At 60.2% G+C, this 19,149-nt stretch carries 17 protein-coding genes; 12 read left to right on the top strand and 5 right to left on the bottom strand.

All coding sequences use genetic code 11. The features are described 5' to 3' along the window. The first annotated feature begins 173 nt into the window (after nt 1-173). Nucleotides 174-1,070, top strand: coding sequence for an NAD(P)-dependent oxidoreductase (locus AC1DWG_RS12315; protein WP_477787852.1), 897 nt, complete (start codon nt 174-176; stop codon nt 1,068-1,070). On the opposite strand, the gene AC1DWG_RS12310 is transcribed toward AC1DWG_RS12315, so the two are convergent. Further along, on the bottom strand, nt 1,027-3,243 hold the full coding sequence (locus AC1DWG_RS12310) for a putative bifunctional diguanylate cyclase/phosphodiesterase (RefSeq protein WP_477763846.1): 2,217 nt from the start codon (nt 3,241-3,243) through the stop codon (nt 1,027-1,029). The genes AC1DWG_RS12315 and AC1DWG_RS12310 overlap by 44 nt on opposite strands. 148 nt (nt 3,244-3,391) lie before the next feature. Further along, entirely contained in the window at nt 3,392-3,757 is a 366-nt protein-coding gene (locus AC1DWG_RS12305) for a YkgJ family cysteine cluster protein (protein ID WP_150727609.1), read from the bottom strand. 268 nt (nt 3,758-4,025) lie between these two features. Between AC1DWG_RS12305 and AC1DWG_RS12300 the strand changes: the two genes are divergently transcribed. Further along, nucleotides 4,026-5,375 carry a spinster family MFS transporter gene (locus tag AC1DWG_RS12300; protein ID WP_477763845.1) on the top strand — a complete coding sequence of 450 codons (1,350 nt, stop codon included), beginning with the start codon at nt 4,026-4,028 and terminating at the stop codon, nt 5,373-5,375. A 163-nt stretch (nt 5,376-5,538) separates the two neighbouring features. Here AC1DWG_RS12300 and rapA read toward each other — a convergent pair whose 3' ends face one another. Beyond that, nucleotides 5,539-8,385: an RNA polymerase-associated protein RapA gene (gene rapA, locus AC1DWG_RS12295; RefSeq protein ID WP_477763844.1), complete on the bottom strand. Its 2,847-nt coding sequence runs from the start codon at nt 8,383-8,385 to the stop codon at nt 5,539-5,541. 217 nt (nt 8,386-8,602) lie between these two features. On the opposite strand from rapA, the gene AC1DWG_RS12290 reads away from it, so the two are divergent. The 3 genes from AC1DWG_RS12290 to ccoM all read left to right on the top strand — a co-directional run bounded on the left by AC1DWG_RS12290 (nt 8,603) and on the right by ccoM (nt 9,459). Continuing rightward, nucleotides 8,603-8,944: an aspartate-semialdehyde dehydrogenase gene (locus AC1DWG_RS12290; protein ID WP_477763843.1), complete on the top strand. Its 342-nt coding sequence runs from the start codon at nt 8,603-8,605 to the stop codon at nt 8,942-8,944. Nucleotides 8,945-9,043: 99 nt separating this feature from the next. After that, complete coding sequence (locus AC1DWG_RS12285; protein WP_218430314.1) at nt 9,044-9,205, top strand: hypothetical protein; 162 nt, start codon at nt 9,044-9,046, stop codon at nt 9,203-9,205. A gap of 143 nt (nt 9,206-9,348) precedes the next feature. Next, nucleotides 9,349-9,459 (top strand): cytochrome c oxidase subunit CcoM, encoded by a 111-nt coding sequence (gene ccoM / locus AC1DWG_RS12280; RefSeq protein WP_007976669.1) that lies wholly within the window; start codon nt 9,349-9,351, stop codon nt 9,457-9,459. 203 nt (nt 9,460-9,662) lie between these two features. Here ccoM and AC1DWG_RS12275 read toward each other — a convergent pair whose 3' ends face one another. Together AC1DWG_RS12275 and AC1DWG_RS12270 are read right to left on the bottom strand one after the other, a co-directional pair. After that, nucleotides 9,663-11,138 (bottom strand): inorganic phosphate transporter, encoded by a 1,476-nt coding sequence (locus AC1DWG_RS12275; RefSeq protein ID WP_477755315.1) that lies wholly within the window; start codon nt 11,136-11,138, stop codon nt 9,663-9,665. A gap of 376 nt (nt 11,139-11,514) precedes the next feature. Continuing rightward, a complete protein-coding gene (locus AC1DWG_RS12270) occupies nt 11,515-11,715 on the bottom strand; it encodes a hypothetical protein (protein WP_007986337.1) in 201 nt (66 codons plus the stop codon). 688 nt (nt 11,716-12,403) lie between these two features. Between AC1DWG_RS12270 and pcaR the strand changes: the two genes are divergently transcribed. The 7 genes from pcaR (at nt 12,404) to pcaG (ending at nt 19,136) form a co-directional block, all read left to right on the top strand. Beyond that, nucleotides 12,404-13,246 (top strand): pca regulon transcriptional regulator PcaR, encoded by an 843-nt coding sequence (gene pcaR / locus AC1DWG_RS12265; protein ID WP_223550841.1) that lies wholly within the window; start codon nt 12,404-12,406, stop codon nt 13,244-13,246. 123 nt (nt 13,247-13,369) lie between these two features. Continuing rightward, nucleotides 13,370-14,716: a 4-hydroxybenzoate transporter PcaK gene (gene pcaK, locus AC1DWG_RS12260; RefSeq protein WP_477763842.1), complete on the top strand. Its 1,347-nt coding sequence runs from the start codon at nt 13,370-13,372 to the stop codon at nt 14,714-14,716. Between the two features lie 271 nt (nt 14,717-14,987). After that, entirely contained in the window at nt 14,988-15,845 is an 858-nt protein-coding gene (locus tag AC1DWG_RS12255) for a CoA transferase subunit A (RefSeq protein WP_008054173.1), read from the top strand. After that, complete coding sequence (locus tag AC1DWG_RS12250; RefSeq protein WP_095945398.1) at nt 15,845-16,624, top strand: CoA-transferase subunit beta; 780 nt, start codon at nt 15,845-15,847, stop codon at nt 16,622-16,624. The genes AC1DWG_RS12255 and AC1DWG_RS12250 overlap by 1 nt, the downstream gene beginning before the upstream one ends. Continuing rightward, nucleotides 16,621-17,826: a 3-oxoadipyl-CoA thiolase gene (pcaF, locus tag AC1DWG_RS12245; RefSeq protein WP_477787851.1), complete on the top strand. Its 1,206-nt coding sequence runs from the start codon at nt 16,621-16,623 to the stop codon at nt 17,824-17,826. Before AC1DWG_RS12250 ends, pcaF begins: the two co-directional genes overlap by 4 nt. Nucleotides 17,827-17,863: 37 nt before the next feature. Continuing rightward, nucleotides 17,864-18,568 (top strand): protocatechuate 3,4-dioxygenase subunit beta, encoded by a 705-nt coding sequence (gene pcaH / locus AC1DWG_RS12240; RefSeq protein ID WP_477755557.1) that lies wholly within the window; start codon nt 17,864-17,866, stop codon nt 18,566-18,568. A 1-nt stretch (nt 18,569) separates the two neighbouring features. Continuing rightward, nucleotides 18,570-19,136, top strand: a complete 567-nt coding sequence (gene pcaG / locus AC1DWG_RS12235; RefSeq protein ID WP_477763840.1) for a protocatechuate 3,4-dioxygenase subunit alpha — start codon at nt 18,570-18,572, stop codon at nt 19,134-19,136. The last annotated feature ends 13 nt before the right edge of the window (nt 19,137-19,149 follow it).

Below are 19,149 nucleotides of genomic sequence, written 5' to 3'. Positions count from 1 at the left end.
TTGGTTGGCCGACTCGCTGTCGTCGAACCGTCACGGAATACAATCGCGTCTTTTTTCAGCGCGTACCTGGACCATGCCTTGGTCTTTAGCCTGAGCATTGCTCGGAGTGAATCCTTTCCTGAGTCATGATGAATCGGCCAATATTTGGTGATCTTTAATCAAGAAGAGGCAAAATGATGTCAACGCTACCTTCGCTAGGGTTTGCCGGGATCGGCCTGATGGGGCTGCCGATGTGCCGGCGCCTGTTGGCCGCGGGTTATCCGCTGGCGGTATGGAATCGCAATCCGGAGAAGTGCAAGCCGCTGGTGGAGGCAGGCGCACGCCAGGTCGCCAGCCCCGCCGAACTGTGCCAGCACGCGGACGTGGTGATGTTGTGCCTGGCGGATACGTCGGTCGTACGCGAGGTCGTGTTTGGTCCGGCAGGCATTGCGGAGGGAGCAGGAAAAGGCCAGTTACTGGTGGACCTTTCCAGCCTGGAGCCCAACGCCACGCGGGAAATGGCCGCAGAACTCGCCGGTAAAACCGGCATGGGCTGGCTCGACACGCCGGTGTCCGGCGGTGTGGTCGGCGCTGAAGCCGGGAGCCTGGCGATCATGGTGGGTGGCGAGTCACAGGATCTGGATCGGGTTCGTCCCGTTCTGCTGAACCTGGGGCAGCGTGTGACGCACATGGGCGGCATCGGGGCAGGGCAGGTGACCAAGGCGTGCAACCAGATGATCGTCGCCTGCAATGCCTTGGTGATTGCCGAAGTGGTCGCGTTGGCGGAGCGTTCCGGGGTTGATGCCAGCCTGATCGCCGAAGCGCTGGCCGGCGGCTTTGCCGATTCGAAACCCTTGCAGATCCTGGCCCCACAGATGGCGGAAAACCGTTTCGAGCCGGTCAAGTGGCACGTGCGCACGTTGCTCAAGGATCTGGATACCGCGGTGAAGTTTTCCCGTGAGCAAGGCTCGGCGACACCGATCAGCGGTCTGGCCGCGCAGTTGATGCGCCTGCATGGCAGTCAGGGCTTCCTTGAAAAGGACCCGTCTACATTAGTGCAGATGTACCGTGAGCCAGGCTCAACGTCGTGACGGTACAGGTGTGCTTGCGCTGGTTGATTTCGTTCAGCACCGGATGCAGCTCGGCCAGTGGCACCGGCCGACTGAGCAAATAGCCCTGAGCGAAGTCACAGCCATGGTTTTCCAGGAACTGATATTGCTCGAAGGTTTCGACCCCTTCGGTGACCACTTGCAGGTGCAGGGTATGGGCCATGACGATGATCGCCTGGACAATTTCCATGTCTTGGGTGGCCTTGGGGATGTCCTGGATGAACGAGCGGTCGATTTTCAGTGTGTTGAGCGGCAAGCGCTTGAGGTAGGCCAGGGATGAATAGCCGGTGCCGAAGTCATCGATTGACAGCGACACGCCGAGGGCACGAATCTGTCGCAGCAACATCAGTGTGTTGGCGATATTGCCCATCAAGGCGTTTTCCGTGACTTCCAGTTCCAGCCGGTGGGGCTCCACACCGGCGGCTCGCAATGCGTACTCGATTTCATCGGCCAGTTCTACGCGCGCCAGGCTCAGGGGCGAGCAATTCACGGCGATCTTGAGGTCTACACAACCCTGGCGCGACAGCTCGCCCAGATCCTCGCAGGCCTTGCGCAGCACCCAGTTGTCCAGTTCGGCGATCAGGCCGTTGGCCTCGGCGATGGCGATAAAACGATCCGGCACGAGGAAACCATGGACCGGGTGTTGCCAGCGAATCAAGGCTTCGAGCTTGCTGACCTGACCGGTCTTGAGGTCATAGATCGGCTGGTAATAGAGCATCAGGCCAGTGTCTTCACGCAAGGCATGGCGCAGTTCTTCTTCCAGTTGCAGTTCCAGTGTGGCGCGGGTTTTCAGGTTGGCGCTGAAAAAGCTCAGGCCGTTGCGGCCGCCGCCCTTGGACTGATACAGCGCCAGGTCGGCGTTTTTCAGCAGTTCCTCACAAGTCTTGCCGTCCTCCGGAAACAGGCTGATGCCGATGCTGGTGGTCATGACCATGCGCCTGCCGGCCAGTTCGATGGGCTCCTTCATTTTCAACATGATGCGTTGGGCCATCTGCCGCGCCTCTTCACGATCATGCAGGTCGATGAGCAGGCAGAACTCGTCGCCGCCGAAGCGCGCGACCACATCCTCATGACTGCGAATCGAACTCTTGATGTGCCCGGCAAGCACTTTGAGCAGTTCGTCACCGGCATCGTGGCCAAGGCTGTCGTTGATCCGCTTGAAATGGTCGATGTCCAGGAACATGACCGCCAGCATCCCGCCTTTACTGGATTTCTCGATGAGTTTTTCGGCGAAGACCTGGTTGAATCCGCGGCGGTTGATCAGGTTGGTCAGCGCGTCGTAGTGCGCCACCTGTTGCAGCGACATGCGCGCCTGGTCCAGCTGGCTGAGCAGGGAGTTGACCCGTTGCAAGTCGTGGTCCTTGCGTTGCAGTTTCTTGTCCGCCAGCGCCGCGCTGATGCTGCTGCCGATGATCAGCAGGGTCATGACCGCCACGGTCAGTGCCAGTTGCAGTTGGCTGTTTTCGCCGGTTTGCGCTGGCAGGCTGCCTTCGGGCAGCACCAGATTGAAGGCGGCCATGGCCGTGAGGTGCATACTGAGGATGCCAGCCCCGAGCAACAGGCTGGCGCAGTATTTGATGAGCTGATGCAGCATGCCGGCGCCGTCGCGCAGATACCATGCCAGTAACAAGGCTGCCAGCGCGGCACCGATCGCAATCACGATGGACAGGGCGAACAGGCCCGGATGGTAATAGACCGAGGCATTGGAGTGCATGGCCGTCATGCCCACGTAATGCATGGTCGCGATACCCAGGCCGATCCCGATCGATGACATGAGGCACTGTCGCAAACTCAGCTCGGGAAGGCTGAGGGTATGCATGGCCAGCCACGCGGCGAGCAGCGCGATGGTTAGCGAGAACACCGTGACAGGCAGTTGGTAGTGAAGATCGATAGGCGCCTGGAATGCCAGCATCCCGACGAAGTGCATGGCCCAGATACTGCCGGCCAGGCATCCGCTGCCAACCCAGCGCCAGAGTGTCTGGGAAGCGGATTTTTCAGCGTGAGCAACCCGTTCGGCGATGTCCAGTGTCGCGAAGCTGCCGACACAGGCGACCAGATAAGCCAGCAGCACCAGAAAAGGGTCATGTGTGCAATTAAGTACGACCTGCCCACTCTCTGGTAGCTCGGTAATGAAATGCAAACCAAGCCACTCCATAGCATGCCCCCATCGTTATCCCTCAGGCCGGCGCAAGGAGCGTCGGCGAATGTCCTGGAGTATAGAGGGCATGGGTGGGGCGCAAGCGGTAGTGGCACATTGCTTTCAATGATTTTGGCATTAGCCCAATAGCGACTAGTGCTAATGCTCAGGCGATTTGCTTCTGAGGCGTCTCGAATGCGGGTTGCAGGGCCGGCAAGCCGAAAGCGGCACGGGCCGCGTCGCAATCGGGATTGGCCACGCCATCGACCCACGAAGCGTCGAATTCCCGGCAGGTGCTGGAGCGTTTTTCGTAAATCGAGCACTGCACTGTACTGCCAACGTCTCCCACCAGGCTGGTGCAGCGCACGGGTTTGCAGCCGGTGCCGAGCATCGCGACCCGACTGGGGCTGATCTGCTCGACAAGCTCATCGGGTACCGTCCCCCCGGACGAGGCGCATTCACCCCAGAAAAATGACACGCGAAAATGAGAACAGCAGGCACCGCAATTCAGACACGGACTGGCTTCGGACATGGGCGATTATCGTAAGGAGGGGTGGAGACACAGGGGGGAATCAAGGCTGCTATTCTAGGCTTCGCCAACGGCTTGGGAAGGGGGGGTGAAAGGTATTTTTCAACGACCGGACGGACTGCGAAATACTCGCCCTGCGAAAGCTCCTACAGGTTGCGTCCCATGGGGGGGTATCAGCCTGGCGAATAATGAAAGACAGGTGTAGCCGGCCTGTCTAGATTGCAAAGTCCGGGGGCAGTGACGCCCCAAAAACAATAAAAGAGACGGACCCATGCAGAACTCGACCCAAGCGGCCAATGCCTGGCGCATCCTGTTCCTGTTGTTCCTGGCCAACCTGTTCAATTTTTTCGACCGCACCATTCCGGCCATCATCATCGAGCCCATTCGCATGGAATGGCACCTCAGTGATTTCCAGTTGGGGATCATCGGGACGGCATTCACCATCGTCTACGCCATTGCCGGCTTGCCGCTGGGGCGCATGGCCGATACCGGTTCGCGCAGCAAGCTGATGGGCTGGGGGCTGGCGGTGTGGAGCGGGTTGACCGCCGTCAACGGTATGGTGGGCAGTTTCTGGAGTTTCCTGATCGTGCGCATGGGCATCGGCATCGGCGAGGCCAGCTACGCGCCAGCCGCCAATTCGCTGATCGGCGACTTGTTCCCGGCGCACCGCCGGGCCCGCGCCATGGGCATCTTCATGCTGGGGCTGCCGTTGGGGCTGTTGCTGGCGTTCTTCACCATCGGCGCGATGGTCAAGGCCTTCGATAGCTGGCGCGCGCCGTTCTTTATCGCAGCGGTGCCCGGGCTGATCCTCGCGATCTTCATGTTTTTCATCAAGGAACCGAAGCGCGGCGCCGCCGAGAGCGTTCAGGTGTCGCAGGAAAAGATCGATCAGCCGATCCGTCGGGTATTGGCTGTGCCGACCTTCCTGTGGCTGGTGATGGCCGGCCTGTGTTTCAACTTCGCCACCTATGCCTGCAACTCGTTTCTGGTGCCGATGCTGCAACGGTACTTTCTCATGCCGTTGCAGGATGCCGCGGTCGCCACCGGAGTTATTGTCGGTGTGACCGGGTTGGTCGGCCTGACCCTCGGTGGCTGGATCGCGGACAAGATTCACCAGCGGATTGCCAACGGGCGGCTGTTGTTTGCGGCCTTCAGCCTGATGATTTCGACGGTCTGCACCGCGTGGGCGCTGCATTCCGGGCGCATCGAGATCGGTGTGTTTGTTGCGGTGTTTAGCCTGGGTTGGTTGTTCGCCTACAACTTCTACACCTGCGTGTACACGGCGATACAGGATGTGGTCGAGCCGAGGTTGCGGGCGACGGCGATGGCGCTGTTCTTTGCCGGGCTGTATCTGTTGGGCGGCGGTTTGGGGCCGGTGGTGGTCGGGGCCTTGTCGGATCACTTTGCCCACACGGCGATGCTCGAGGCAGGTGCGGAACAGATGACTGAGGCGTTTAAAGCGGTCGGCCTGCATGACGCGATGTACCTGATTCCGGTGGCGCTGTTGTTCACCGTGGTGTTTCTGTTCCTGGCTTCGCGGTGTTTCGTGCGCGATGCCAAGCGGATGAAGGAAGGGTTGGTGGCGGTGGGTGAACCTGAAGGTTCTGCGGTGACTGCTTAAGGTCAAAAGATCGTCCGAACGCGGCCCGAACCTTCGGCAGCTCCTACGCTAATCCTTGTAGGAGCTGCCGAAGGCTGCGATCTTTTGATGTTGATCTAAAACAAAAGGCCCGCATCACTGCGGGCCTTCTTTTTATAGCGGAGGAGGAGGAGGAGGAGGGTTGTTAACCCGCCACCAACACCCGAATCGCTTCCAGTCGCAAGGCAGCCTTGTCGAGCATGGCCAGGCCTTGCTCGCGTTGTTTGCGCAGGGCCACCAGTTCGCTGTCGCGCACGGTCGGGTTGACCGCTTGCAACGCGGTCAAGCGCGCCAGTTCTTCCTCGGTATCGGCGGCCAGGCGACGCTGTGCCTCGGCGACACGTTCTGTGTGGCGCGGCAGGATCTTCGCTTCACCGGCGTTGATCCGTGGCGTCAACTGGTCACGCTGGGCCTGGATGAACTTGTTGGCGCTGGCACGCGGCACGCTTTCGAGCTGATCGTTCAAGGTTTCGAACGACACGCGGGCCGACAGGTCGTTGCCGTTGGTATCGAGCAGGCAGCGCAGGGCGGCCGGCGGCAGGTAGCGGCCCAGTTGCAGTGAGCGCGGGGCAACCACTTCGCTGACATACAACAGTTCCAGCAACACGGTGCCCGGCTTGAGTGCCTTGTTCTTGATCAGCGCCACGGCGGTGTTGCCCATGGAGCCGGACAGCACCAGATCCATGCCGCCCTGAACCATCGGGTGCTCCCAGGTGATGAATTGCATGTCTTCGCGAGACAGCGCCTGGTTACGGTCGTAAGTGATGGTCACGCCTTCGTCGTCGCCCAGCGGGAAGCTGGCGTCGAGCATTTTTTCGCTCGGCTTGAGGATCAGTGCATTTTCCGAATGGTCTTCGCTGTCGATGCCGAAGGCGTCGAACAGGGTTTCCATGTAGATCGGCAGTGCGAACTGATCGTCTTGCTCAAGGATATCCTCCACCAGCGCATCGCCTTCGCCCGCGCCACCGGAGTTCAGCTCCAGCAAACGGTCACGACCGGTGTGCAACTCGGCTTCCAGGCGCTCACGCTCGGTGCGGGCTTCGTCGATCAGCGCTTGCCACTCGCCATCGTCGGCTTCTTCGAGCAGCGGCAGCAGGCGCGGGCCGAACTGGTGCTGCAGGGCGTTGCCGGTCGGGCAGGTATTGAGGAACGCGTTCAGCGCTTCGTGGTACCACTGGAACAGGCGCTCTTGCGGGCTGGTTTCCAGGTATGGCACGTGCAGTTCGATGATGTGCTTCTGACCGATCCGGTCCAGTCGACCGATACGTTGTTCCAGCAGGTCCGGGTGGGACGGCAGGTCGAACAGCACCAAGTGATGGGAGAACTGGAAGTTGCGACCTTCACTGCCGATTTCCGAGCAGATCAGCACTTGCGCGCCAAACTCTTCGTCGGCGAAGTAGGCGGCGGCGCGGTCACGCTCGAGGATGTTCATGCCTTCGTGGAACACCGTGGCCGGGATGCCGGAACGCACGCGCAGGGCGTCTTCCAGGTCCATGGCGGTTTCGGCGTGGGCGCAGATCACCAGTACTTTGGTGCGCTTGAGCATCTTCAGCTGATCAATCAACCACTCGACGCGCGGGTCGAACTTCCACCAGCGATCTTCTTCGCTGGCATCCGGTTGGGCCTGGAAGCTGACTTCCGGGTACAACTCGGCGTGATCGCCCAACGGCAGTTCGAGGTATTCGTCCGGGCACGGCAGCGGGTACGGGTGCAGCTTGCGCTCCGGGAAACCCTGCACGGCGGCGCGGGTGTTACGGAACAGCACGCGGCCGGTGCCGTGGCGGTCGAGCAATTCACGCACCAGGCGGGCGCTGGCTTCGGTGTCGCCATCGTTGACGGCGGCCAACAGGGCTTCGCCTTCGTTGCCGAGGAACCCGTGGATGGTCTTGTGGGCTTGCGGCGACAGGCGTCCCTTGTCCAGCAACTCCTGAACGGCTTCAGCCACCGGGCGATAGTTTTCGCTCTCGGCGCGGAAGGCTTGCAGGTCGTGGAAACGGTTCGGGTCGAGCAGGCGCAGACGAGCGAAGTGGCTGTCCTGGCCGAGTTGTTCCGGGGTGGCGGTCAACAGCAGCACGCCGGGAATGGTTTCGGCGAGTTGCTCGACCAGCGAATACTCAGGGCTGACCTGATCTTCGTGCCACACCAGGTGGTGAGCTTCGTCGACCACCAGCAAGTCCCAGCCGGCCGCGAACAGCGCGTCCTGGGCTTTCTCGTCGTCCACCAGCCACTCGAGCGCGACCAGCGCGAGTTGGGTGTCTTCGAATGGGTTGCTGGCATCGCTTTCGATGAAGCGCTCTTCGTCGAACAGCGCGACCTGCAAGTTGAAACGGCGGCGCATCTCGACCAGCCACTGGTGCTGCAGGTTTTCCGGAACCAGGATCAGCACACGGCTGGCGCGGCCCGAGAGCAATTGGCGATGGATCACCAAGCCGGCTTCGATGGTTTTGCCCAGGCCTACTTCGTCGGCCAGCAGAACCCGTGGTGCGATACGGTCGGCGACTTCGCGGGCAATGTGCAACTGGTGCGCGATCGGTTGCGCACGCACGCCGCCCAGGCCCCAAAGGGAGGACTGCAACTGGCGGCTGGTGTGTTCCAGGGTGTGATAACGCAGGGAGAACCAGGCCAGCGGGTCGATCTGGCCGGCGAACAGACGGTCGCTGGCCAGGCGGAACTGGATGAAGTTCGACAGTTGGGTTTCCGGCAGGGTGACCACTTCGCTCTGCCCGTTGAGGCCGTGGTAAACCAGCAGGCCATCAATGTCATCGACTTCGCGGACGGTAAGCTTCCAGCCTTCGAAGTGAGTGATGGAGTCACCCGGTGAAAACCGCACACGGGTGAGGGGCGCATTCCGTAGCGCGTACTGGCGGGTGTCGCCAGTGGCCGGGTAGAGCACGGTCAACAAGCGGCCGTCCTGTGCCAGAACGGTGCCTAAACCCAGCTCGGCTTCGCTGTCACTGATCCAGCGTTGCCCCGGTTGATACTGCTGCGCCATGCTGCCTGACTCCCACCTGAAAAAGCGGGCTATCTTAACGGAATGAGGGCTTCAGGGCCAAAGGACTCTCAGAAAAACTCACAGTCATACGTTAGCCCACCTGTGCATGACGCGCCGCTCGGTGCACTAATGAGTGCCAAATGAGTCACAGTTTGCGACCGATGGCTCAAGTCGCCATCCCCGCAGCCGACAGCCTGCTGACAGGAGACCGAAAACCATGCTGCCACCGATGCTTCCCCTGAGTGCCGTGCCGATCACTTCGCAAACCGACCCGATCCGCCAGCGTCCGGACATTCCACCGGTGGTGCCGGTGCAGGAAAGCTCCAGTGAAAGCACCATTGACCTGCAAAAGCGCAACCCTGAAGAGGACGGGTTAGTGCTGCGCGAGGAACAGCGCCGCAAGCAGGAGCAGGAACGGCGTCGACGCGAGGCTGATAATGACCCCGAGGCGCACCTGGCGATTCCCGGCGATGAACTCAATGCCGACAACACCGTGCCGGTGGCGCCGCTGATGGAAGATCAGCCGCGGCAGGGGCTGTGGGTCGATATCGAGATTTGAGCGCAGGCTGGTCAGCGCGGCCGTCAGGCCGCATTATTGGCGAAGGGTTGCCGAACGCTACGGTGGCTGAAATTCATTTCAAGCGATGCACTGACTGCCATGAGCCAAGACGACAAACTGATTGACCTCAATGCTGAACGCGCCAAGCGTATTCATGACCTCAATGACAAGCGGCTCAATGAAGTTCGCCAGGCGTTCGAGCAGGCCATGCCACTGGGCAAGGCCAGGAAAAAGCCGAAAAACAAACCGAAAAAGCGCTGAAATCCCCCGCATTCATTGATGCGGGTCAAACGTTTCCCTTCCTCTTGCCCCGTCTCGGGTGACATTGATCCCGGTCAATATTCTCTCCTGCCCGTTCGGTTAACTTAGCCCTATCGCAACAGGCCAAGTGCAGGAGACGCGTCATGTTTTTCGACAACGTGGTGATCGCCGGAGTGCTGACTGTCAGCCTCATGTTTGTGTTTTTTGCAGGATTCGGACTTTTTATCTGGAAGGATTCGCACAAGCGGAAATAACCGTAGTTCTTTCTGGATGTAATGAGCACGCAAGGCATTTTGGGCAACTTCGGTTGCCCTTTTTTTTGCCTGCAGATTTGTACGATATTCCCTGTAGGAGCTGCCGCAGCCTGCGGCAGCTCCTACAGGGGGAGTGTGGTGTTTTGGCAGCAATAAAAAAGGCGCGTTCCTTGCGGAGCGCGCCTTTTTCGTTTGGCTGCTTATCAGCTGCCAAGGGCCTTCGAAGCCAGCCAGAACAACCCGGCCGACAGGGCCACGGTGGCTGGCAGGGTCAATACCCAGGCCAGCAGGATGGTTCTGACGGTGCCGCCTTGCAGGCCGCTTTTGTTGGCGACCATGGTGCCTGCCACGCCCGAGGACAGCACGTGGGTGGTGGAAACCGGCAGGCTGAAGATGTTCGCCATGCCGATCAGGCTGGCAGTGGTGATCTGCGCCGACATGCCTTGGGAGTAGGTCATGCCTTGCTTGCCGATCTTCTCGCCAATGGTCAGTACCACGCGTTTCCAGCCGACCATGGTGCCCAGGCCCAAGGCCAGTGCAACCGCCAGAATCACCCAGAACGGCGCGTATTCAGTGGTAGTGGTCAGGTCTTTGCGCAGCTTGTCCAGGTCGGCCTTTTCACGAGCCCCGAGAGTTGGCAACTTGCTGACTTTCTTCGCGGTGTCGTCCAGGCAGAGCAGGTAGCGACGGACTTCGATACGGCTTTCCGCCGACAGCGAATGGTAGTCGGCTACACCCTTGAGGGTGCCGAGCAGGGCGGTGATGGTCGGTTCGGTCTGTTGCGGGTTGCAACGGAATTTCTCCGGCAAGTCGCCGTCCAAGCTCTTGCCCAGGGCCAGGAACTCGCCCAGGGTTTCGGAATTGCGCTGGTAGAACTGGCTCAGGTGCAGGGTCGCGTCGCGAGTCCGCTCGATCTGGTAGGTCGTGCTGTTCAGGTCGAGGACGAACTGGGCCGGCACGATACCGATCAGGACCAGCATGATCAGGCCGATACCTTTCTGGCCATCGTTGGAACCGTGCACGAAACTCACGGCCATGGCCGAAATCACCAGTACCAGGCGATTCCAGAACGGCGGGTGTTTCTTGTCGTCGATCTTGCGGCGCTGTTCCGGCGTCTTGTGCATCTTCGACAGCGGACGCCACCATTTAAGACCGATCAGGATCAGTGCGGCGATCAGGAAGCCGGCCATTGGCGAGAACACCAGGGAAGCGCCGATATCGATCGCTTTCTGCCAGTTCACACCGTCAGCCAGCGGAATGTCGTTGATCAGGGCGTTGGCCAGGCCGACACCGAGGATCGAACCGATCAGCGTGTGGGAACTGGAAGCGGGAATACCGAAGTACCAGGTGCCCAGGTTCCAGGCGATGGCGGCGGCGAGCAACGAGAACACCATGGCCAGTCCGTGACCGGTGTTCACATTGATCAGCAGTTCCACCGGCAGCAGGTGGACGATGGCGTACGCCACGCCGACCCCGCCCAGCAGCACGCCGAGGAAGTTGAACACACCGGAGAAGAACACCGCCAGGTGAGGCGGCATGGCTTTGGTGTAGATAACGGTCGCCACCGCGTTAGCGGTGTCATGAAAGCCGTTGATGAACTCGAAGGCGAGGACAAAGGCCAGGGCGAGCAAGAGGCTCACAAGCACCCAAGCATCCAGTCCGCTGAATAAATCGATCATGAAGGTTTTCTGACCCGGTCATAAGGGGGCGCGATTATGCCAGAAAAGACTGCTAATCAATGCACTAGCTGCTCATCGGTAACATTCTTCAACGAATTTTTTTGCCGCAACACCTGAAAACCCAGGGTTTTGCTGTGTTTTTTAAGCCATTGATTTTATTGGAAAAGTACGCTGTCACAAAACCTTCGCGACCCGGTAATTGGGGTTTGAGCGGTTGTGCGAAAAATCTGAGAAATAGGTCAGATACCGGAAATCTGCCTGATTCGACGACGGTGATGGCCGCTGCCCGCTCATGGCGGGCGCGAAAGGCAACATCGATACATCCCGCTTTTAACGGGTGCAGAGGCAGGCCCTGGTAAGGATCAGGCCGAAGCAGTCATGGCTCTTCGGCTTTGAGTTCCTTTTCCATTTTTTGAAGTTCCTGCTGGAAAACCTGATCCTGAACGGTGGCGCGTTTACGCCAGGGTTTGCGTTCCGGTTCGGGTTGAGCGGCGTAAGTGGTGACTTCTCCGCCGTAAACTTCCTTGTAGCGTTGTTCCTGGCGCTCTAGTTCCGCGCGCAGTTCGTCTTTCGTCACAGTGCTACCTGATTGAGTTGGGATAAATTCTGGTGAACACGCGCTGCATCAAATCGATTGATCACGTTCGTCGAATGGGCAATGCCCGTCAGGCATCGTTTTGGCAACAGGGTGATCAATACTTCCATGTCACAGGCGGCCACGGCACCAGATATAAACAGCTGACGTAGCTTCAGTTTCCTGTATCAGCAAGCGCACTGGCAAGGTGGTTCAATGCGAGTCTGGCGCTTGCAACGGGCAACGGCGATGGAACATCGCATTGCCGGGCAGCGGGTTCGGCAAGTAAAAAACCGAAGCGCTACTGAATTGTATTATAGCGGCCGATTTGAAGAACACTATCTCCAACGAGTTAAAAGCGGATCCCGGTGTGACCGTTTTGTTGCTAGAAACTTTACGATTAACTGGAACGCCGACGGGTACCACATTGCAGCGATGCCTGCCTGACGCCATTAAGTTCGAACAAGTTACGGTATTTAGATTGCCCCATTAAGTCCTGTGTCGAGTCGATGTAAACAGCGGTTCGTGAGTCAGCGAAAAACCGGACACCAGCGAATCGGGTGATTGATCCGGTGGATTGCGATTATCGGTCGAGCGTTCGATAATCGCCCGAAGATGGCAGGCCGGGCTTGAGTGCCAGGCGGTAGCCCTTTGTAATAGTCGCTGATCCGAGTGGGTAAAAGGACCTTGTATGAACGATCAAATGCGCAATTCCTTCACTTCAGTGGCTCCCCCCATCGTTGCTTCACCGGCCAAGCGGATCCAGGCACTGACCGGCGACCCGGACTTCATGACGTCCCTGGCCCGTGGCCTGGCCGTGGTGCAAGCGTTCCAGGAGCGCAAACGACACCTGACCATCGCCCAGATCAGTCACCGAACGGAAATTCCCCGCGCCGCCGTGCGCCGTTGCCTGCACACCCTGATCAAACTCGGCTACGCCACCACCGACGGCCGCACCTATTCGTTGCTACCCAAAGTGCTGACCCTCGGCCATGCCTATGTGTCATCGACGCCGCTGGCGGTGTCCGCCCAGCCTTACCTGGACCGCATGAGCGAGCAACTGCACGAGGCCTGCAACATGGCCACGCTGGAAGGTGATGACATTTTGTACATCGCCCGCTCCGCAACCACCCAGCGCCTGATTTCGGTGGACCTGTCGGTGGGCGGGCGCTTGCCGGCCTATTGCACGTCGATGGGGCGGATTCTGCTGGCCGCGCTGGATGACACGTCGCTGGGCGAATACCTCGATCACGCCGAATTGCAAGCCAAGACCAGCCGTACGATTCACACCCCCGAGGCATTGCTCGAATGCCTGCAAGAGGTGCGACAGCAAGGCTGGTGCATCGTTGACCAGGAACTTGAGCAAGGGCTGCGTTCAATTGCCGTTCCTGTATATGACGCCTCCGGCCAGGTGGTTGCGGCCCTCAACGTCAGCACTCACGCCGGGCGAGTCAGCCGCAATGAGCTGGAACAGCGATTTCTGCCTGGCCTGCTGAGTGCCAGCCGCGACCTCAGCGCCCAGCTGTTTGCCTAAGCTGTTCGATAAACGCACAGAGTTGCGTTTATCGAATTGACGCTGTTTCCTCCGGATCATTACTGTCGCGGCTTCGTCAGCATCTGCTGACACCGTTCGACTGCGATCCGTGGAATAAAAATAATGAACCAGCCTCAGTCTGCTGTAGGTAACTGCCTCGACGTGCAGTCCTTCATCAATGCCCAACCCATTTCGCGCTACCAGTGGCGCGTGGTGATCCTGTGTTTCCTGATTGTCTTCCTCGATGGCCTCGACACTGCGGCCATGGGTTTCATCGCCCCGGCCCTGTCCCAGGACTGGGGTATCGACCGCGCCAGCCTAGGCCCGGTGATGAGTGCGGCGCTGATCGGCATGGTCTTCGGCGCACTGGGCTCGGGCCCGTTGGCTGACCGCTTCGGACGAAAAGTCGTACTGGTCGGTGCGGTGCTGTTGTTCGGTGCCTTCAGCCTGGCCTCGGCCTACAGCAGCAATGTCGATCAGTTGCTGGTGTTGCGCTTCCTGACTGGTCTGGGTCTGGGCGCCGGCATGCCGAATGCCACGACCCTGCTGTCGGAGTACACCCCGGAGCGCAAAAAATCCCTGCTGGTAACCAGTATGTTCTGCGGTTTCAACCTGGGCATGGCCGGTGGCGGATTTATCTCGGCCAAGCTGATTCCGGCCTTTGGCTGGCACAGCCTGCTGCTGATCGGCGGGATTTTGCCGCTGATCCTCTCCGTCGTTTTGCTGCTCTGGCTGCCGGAGTCGGCGCGTTACCTGGTGGTACGCAATCGCGGTACGGACAAAGTGCGCAAGGCACTGGCGCCGATTGATCCGACGGTGGTGGCCCAGGCGTCCAGTTTCAGCGTGCCGGAACAGAAAACCGTGAAGGCGCGCAATGTGTTCGCGGTGATCTTCTCCGGCACCTACAGCGTCGGCACCTTGCTGCTGTGGCTGACCTACTTCATGGGCCTGGTGATCGTTTACCTGCTGACCAGCTGGCTGCCGACGCTGATGCGTGACAGTGGCGCGAGCATGGAGCAAGCCGCCTTCATCGGCGCGCTGTTCCAGTTTGGTGGCGTGCTGAGTGCAGTAGGCGTGGGCTGGGCAATGGACCGGTTCAATCCGCACAAGGTCATCGGCACTTTCTACCTGCTGGCCGGGGTGTTTGCCTACGCGGTAGGGCAGAGCCTGGGCAACATCACAATCCTGGCGACCCTGGTGCTGGTGGCCGGGATGTGTGTCAACGGCGCGCAATCGGCAATGCCGTCGCTGGCCGCACGGTTTTATCCGACTCAGGGGCGGGCCACCGGGGTGTCGTGGATGCTCGGGATCGGCCGCTTTGGCGCCATCCTCGGGGCGTGGATGGGTGCAACGCTGTTGGGGCTGGGCTGGAATTTCGAGCAAGTGCTGACAGCGCTGGTGATTCCGGCGGCGCTGGCGACCACGGCAGTGGTGATCAAGGGCATGGTCAGTCATGCGGATGCGACCTGATCCTGGTTTGAAATAGTGGTGTAACAGTAAAAGATCGCAGCTTGCGGCAGCTCCTACAGGGGAATGTGTAAATCTGTAGGAGCTGCCGCAGGCTGCGATCTTTTGGGGCAGCCTATAAAGATAGCCAGACAACAATATGTTCGATAATCGAACGCTTAGTCGATTATCGGATTGTTTGGCGTTTTGCACGGGCTTAATCTTCAGTCATTCCGGCGCTGCGCATCGGCGCCTTCTTCCACTGTCGGTTAACAATAAACGGGAGCCTGCCCCAATGGCTGAAATCCTTTCGCTGCACGACGCGGTGAAGCAATTCGTAAACGACGGCGATACGGTCGCGCTCGAAGGCTTTACTCACCTGATCCCGACGGCGGCGGGTCACGAAATCATTCGCCAGGGCAAGAAAGACCTGACCCTGGTGCGGATGACCCCTGACCTGATCTACGACCAGTTGATCGGTGCCGGTTGTGCCCGCAAGCTGATTTTCTCCTGGGGCGGCAACCCGGGTGTCGGCTCCCTGCATCGCCTGCGTGACGCAGTGGAGAAGCAGTGGCCCCACGCGCTGGAAATCGAAGAACACAGCCACGCCGACCTGGCCAATGCCTACGTCGCCGGTGCTTCCGGCCTGCCGTTCGCGGTGCTGCGTGCCTACGCCGGTTCCGACTTGCCGAAGGTCAACCCGCTGATCAAATCCGTCACTTGCCCGTTCACTGGCGAAGTGTTGGCCGCCGTGCCTTCGGTGCGCCCGGACATTACCGTGATTCACGCGCAGAAAGCCGACCGCAAGGGCAACGTGCTGCTCTGGGGCATCCTCGGCGTGCAGAAAGAAGCTGCACTGGCCGCCAAACGCTGCATCGTCACCGTTGAGGAAATCGTCGACGACCTCAATGCACCGATGAATTCCTGTGTACTGCCAACCTGGGCCTTGAGCGCTGTTTGCCACGTGCCAGGCGGCGCGCACCCGTCCTATGCCCACGGCTACAACGAGCGCGACAACCGTTTCTACCAGGCCTGGGACCCGATTGCCCGCGACCGTGAAACCTTCACCGCGTGGATCAACGAATACATCCACGGCAGCGCTGACTTCAGCGAGTTCCAGGCCAAACTGGCCGCCGCTTCGGAGGCGAAGTAATGACTTACACCACCAATGAAATGATGACCGTCGCCGCCGCTCGCCGCTTGAAGAACGGTTCGGTGTGCTTCGTCGGCATCGGCCTGCCGTCGAAAGCGGCCAACCTGGCGCGCCTGACGTCCTCGCCTGATGTCGTTCTGATCTACGAATCGGGTCCGATCGGTGCCAAGCCGAGCGTACTGCCGTTGTCGATCGGCGACGGTGAACTGGCGGAAACCGCCGACACCGTGGTCCCGACCGGCGAGATTTTCCGCTACTGGCTGCAAGGCGGGCGTATCGACGTCGGCTTCCTTGGTGCGGCGCAGGTCGACCGTTTCGGCAACATCAACACCACCGTGGTCGGCGATTACCACGCACCGAAAGTGCGCCTGCCAGGTGCCGGTGGCGCGCCGGAAATTGCCGGTTCGGCCAAGAGCGTGTTGATCATCCTCAAGCAGTCGTCGCGCTCCTTTGTCGACAAACTCGATTTCATTACTTCGGTCGGTCACGGTGAGGGTGGCGATTCGCGCAAGCGTCTTGGCCTGCCAGGCGCCGGTCCGGTGGGGATCATCACCGACCTGTGCATCATGGAACCGGAGGAGGGTACCCACGAATTCGTGGTCACCGCACTGCACCCCGGCGTGACCCGCGAGCAAGTGGTCGCAGCCACCGGTTGGGCGATACGTTTTGCCGACAACGTTGAGCAAACCGCTGAGCCAACAGAGGTCGAGCTGACCGCATTGCGTGATCTCGAAGCCCGCACTGCTGCCGCCCACGGCCAAGCACCCGGAGAAGCGTGATGCGTGACGTTTATATCTGCGACGCGATTCGTACCCCCATCGGCCGTTTCGGCGGCGGCCTGTCGACGGTGCGTGCCGACGACCTGGCTGCCGTGCCGATCAAAGCCTTGATGGAGCGCAACCCGTCGGTGGACTGGAACGCCGTGGACGAGGTATTCCTCGGCTGCGCCAACCAGGCCGGTGAAGACAACCGCAACGTCGCGCGTATGGCGCTGTTGCTGGCCGGGCTGCCGGAAACCATTCCGGGCGTGACCCTCAATCGCCTCTGTGCTTCGGGCATGGATGCCATCGGTACCGCGTTCCGCGCTATCGCCAGCGGCGAGATGGAGCTGGCGATTGCCGGTGGCGTCGAGTCGATGTCCCGTGCGCCGTTCGTGATGGGCAAAGCTGATGCCGCGTTCTCGCGCAACATGAAACTGGAAGACACCACCATTGGCTGGCGTTTTATCAACCCGTTGATGAAAGCCCAGTACGGTGTGGATGCGATGCCGCAGACCGCTGACAACGTGGCCGACGATTACAAGGTGTCCCGCGCCGATCAGGACGCGTTCGCCCTGCGCAGTCAACAACGCACAGCCGCCGCGCAAGCCGCCGGGTTCTTCGCCGAAGAAATTGTTGAAGTGCGCATTGCCCACAAGAAGGGTGAAACCGTGGTCAGCCAGGACGAGCATCCTCGCGCCGACACCACCCTGGAAGCCCTGACCAAACTCAAACCGGTCAACGGCCCCGACAAAACCGTCACCGCCGGCAACGCCTCCGGAGTGAACGATGGCGCGGCAGTATTGATCCTGGCCTCGGCCGAAGCCGTGAAGAAACACGGCCTGACGGCCCGCGCCAAAGTGCTGGGCATGGYCAGCGCCGGTGTTGCGCCGCGGGTGATGGGCATTGGCCCGGTGCCTGCGGTGCGCAAACTGACCGAACGCCTCGGTGTGGCTGTCAGCGATTTCGACGTGATCGAACTCAACGAAGCCTTCGCCAGCCAGGGTTTGGCGGTGCTGCGTGAACTGGGGATCGCGGACGATGCGGCCCAGGTCAATCCCAATGGTGGCGCGATTGCCTTGGGTCATCCGTTGGGCATGAGCGGTGCGCGACTGGTGTTGACCGCGTTGCATCAGCTGGAAAAAACCGGTGGCAAGAAAGGTCTGGCGACCATGTGTGTCGGTGTCGGTCAAGGTCTGGCCCTGGCGATCGAGCGCGTCTGACGCGCTCTGAAGACTTATAAGAACTGAGGAATGCTTCATGACTGACAAGCCTGGTTACCGTCGCCCGCAGGCGGGCACTCAGCCGGAATACCTGCACCCGACCTATCAATCCACCAACCTGCGCTCGCCGTCCAGGCCGTTGGTGTTTCTGCCGCATTCGTTGTCGGAAATCACCGGTCCGAGCGTCGGCGCCGAGCGCGTCAACGAGAAGGACAACGACCTGACCGCCCAGCATGAGGGGCAGCCACAGGGTGAGCGCATCATCATCCACGGTCGTGTACTGGATGAAAACGGTCTGCCGGTGCCGGGGATTCTGGTGGAGATCTGGCAGGCCAACGCCGCCGGTCGCTACGCCCATGCCCGCGACCTGCATGACGCACCGCTGGACCCGAATTTCACCGGCACGGGCCGCACCGTGACCGACGCCGATGGCTGGTATCAGTTCCAGACCATCAAGCCCGGCGCCTATCCATGGGGTAACCACCACAACGCCTGGCGCCCGGCGCACATCCATTTCTCGCTGTTCGGGCCGAGCATTCTGACGCGCCTGGTGACGCAGATGTATTTCCCGGGCGACCCGTTGCTGGCGTACGACCCGATCTACAACTGCGTGCCCGATACCGGCGCCAAAGAGCGCTTGATCGCCACGTTCGATCTGGAAAAAACCATCCCTTCCTATGCCCTCGGTTATCGCTGGGACATCGTATTGCGCGGCCGCGATGCCACGCCGATGGAGAAATAAGATGACGCTGACTGCGACCACGTCCCACACCGTCGGGCCGTACTACCACATCGGCCTGACCTGGCTGAACCGCGAAAACCTGACTGTCGAACAAACCCTGGGCGAGCGCGTGGCGATCACCGGGCAAGTGGTCGATGGCAACGGTGATGTCGTCAACGACGCAATGCTGGAAGTCTGGCAGGCCAACGCCGCCGGCAAGTACGATCACCCGGAAGATGACCAGGACAAACCCCTGGACCCGAACTTCGAAGGTTTTGGCCGGGTACCGGTGGATGCCGAAGGGCGTTTTCGCTTCACTACCATCAAGCCGGGCACGGTTGAGGGGCTCAAAGGCACGACCCAGGCGCCGCACTTGGTGGTGCTGGTGTTTGCCCGTGGCCTGGTGAAGCACTTGCTGACGCGGATTTACTTTGATGGCGAGGCGGCCAACGTGAGTGATCCGTTGCTGGAGTGCGTGCCGGCCGAGCGTCGCAATACGCTGATGGCGAAGCAGGATGCGTCGGGCGTGTACCAGTGGAACGTGATTCTGCAGGGTACCGATGCCGAGACGGTGTTTTTCGATTATTGAGTGAGCACTGTTC

This window comes from Pseudomonas sp. P4_B3, assembly GCF_056402295.1.
This window is presented reverse-complemented; position numbering and strand designations above follow the sequence as displayed.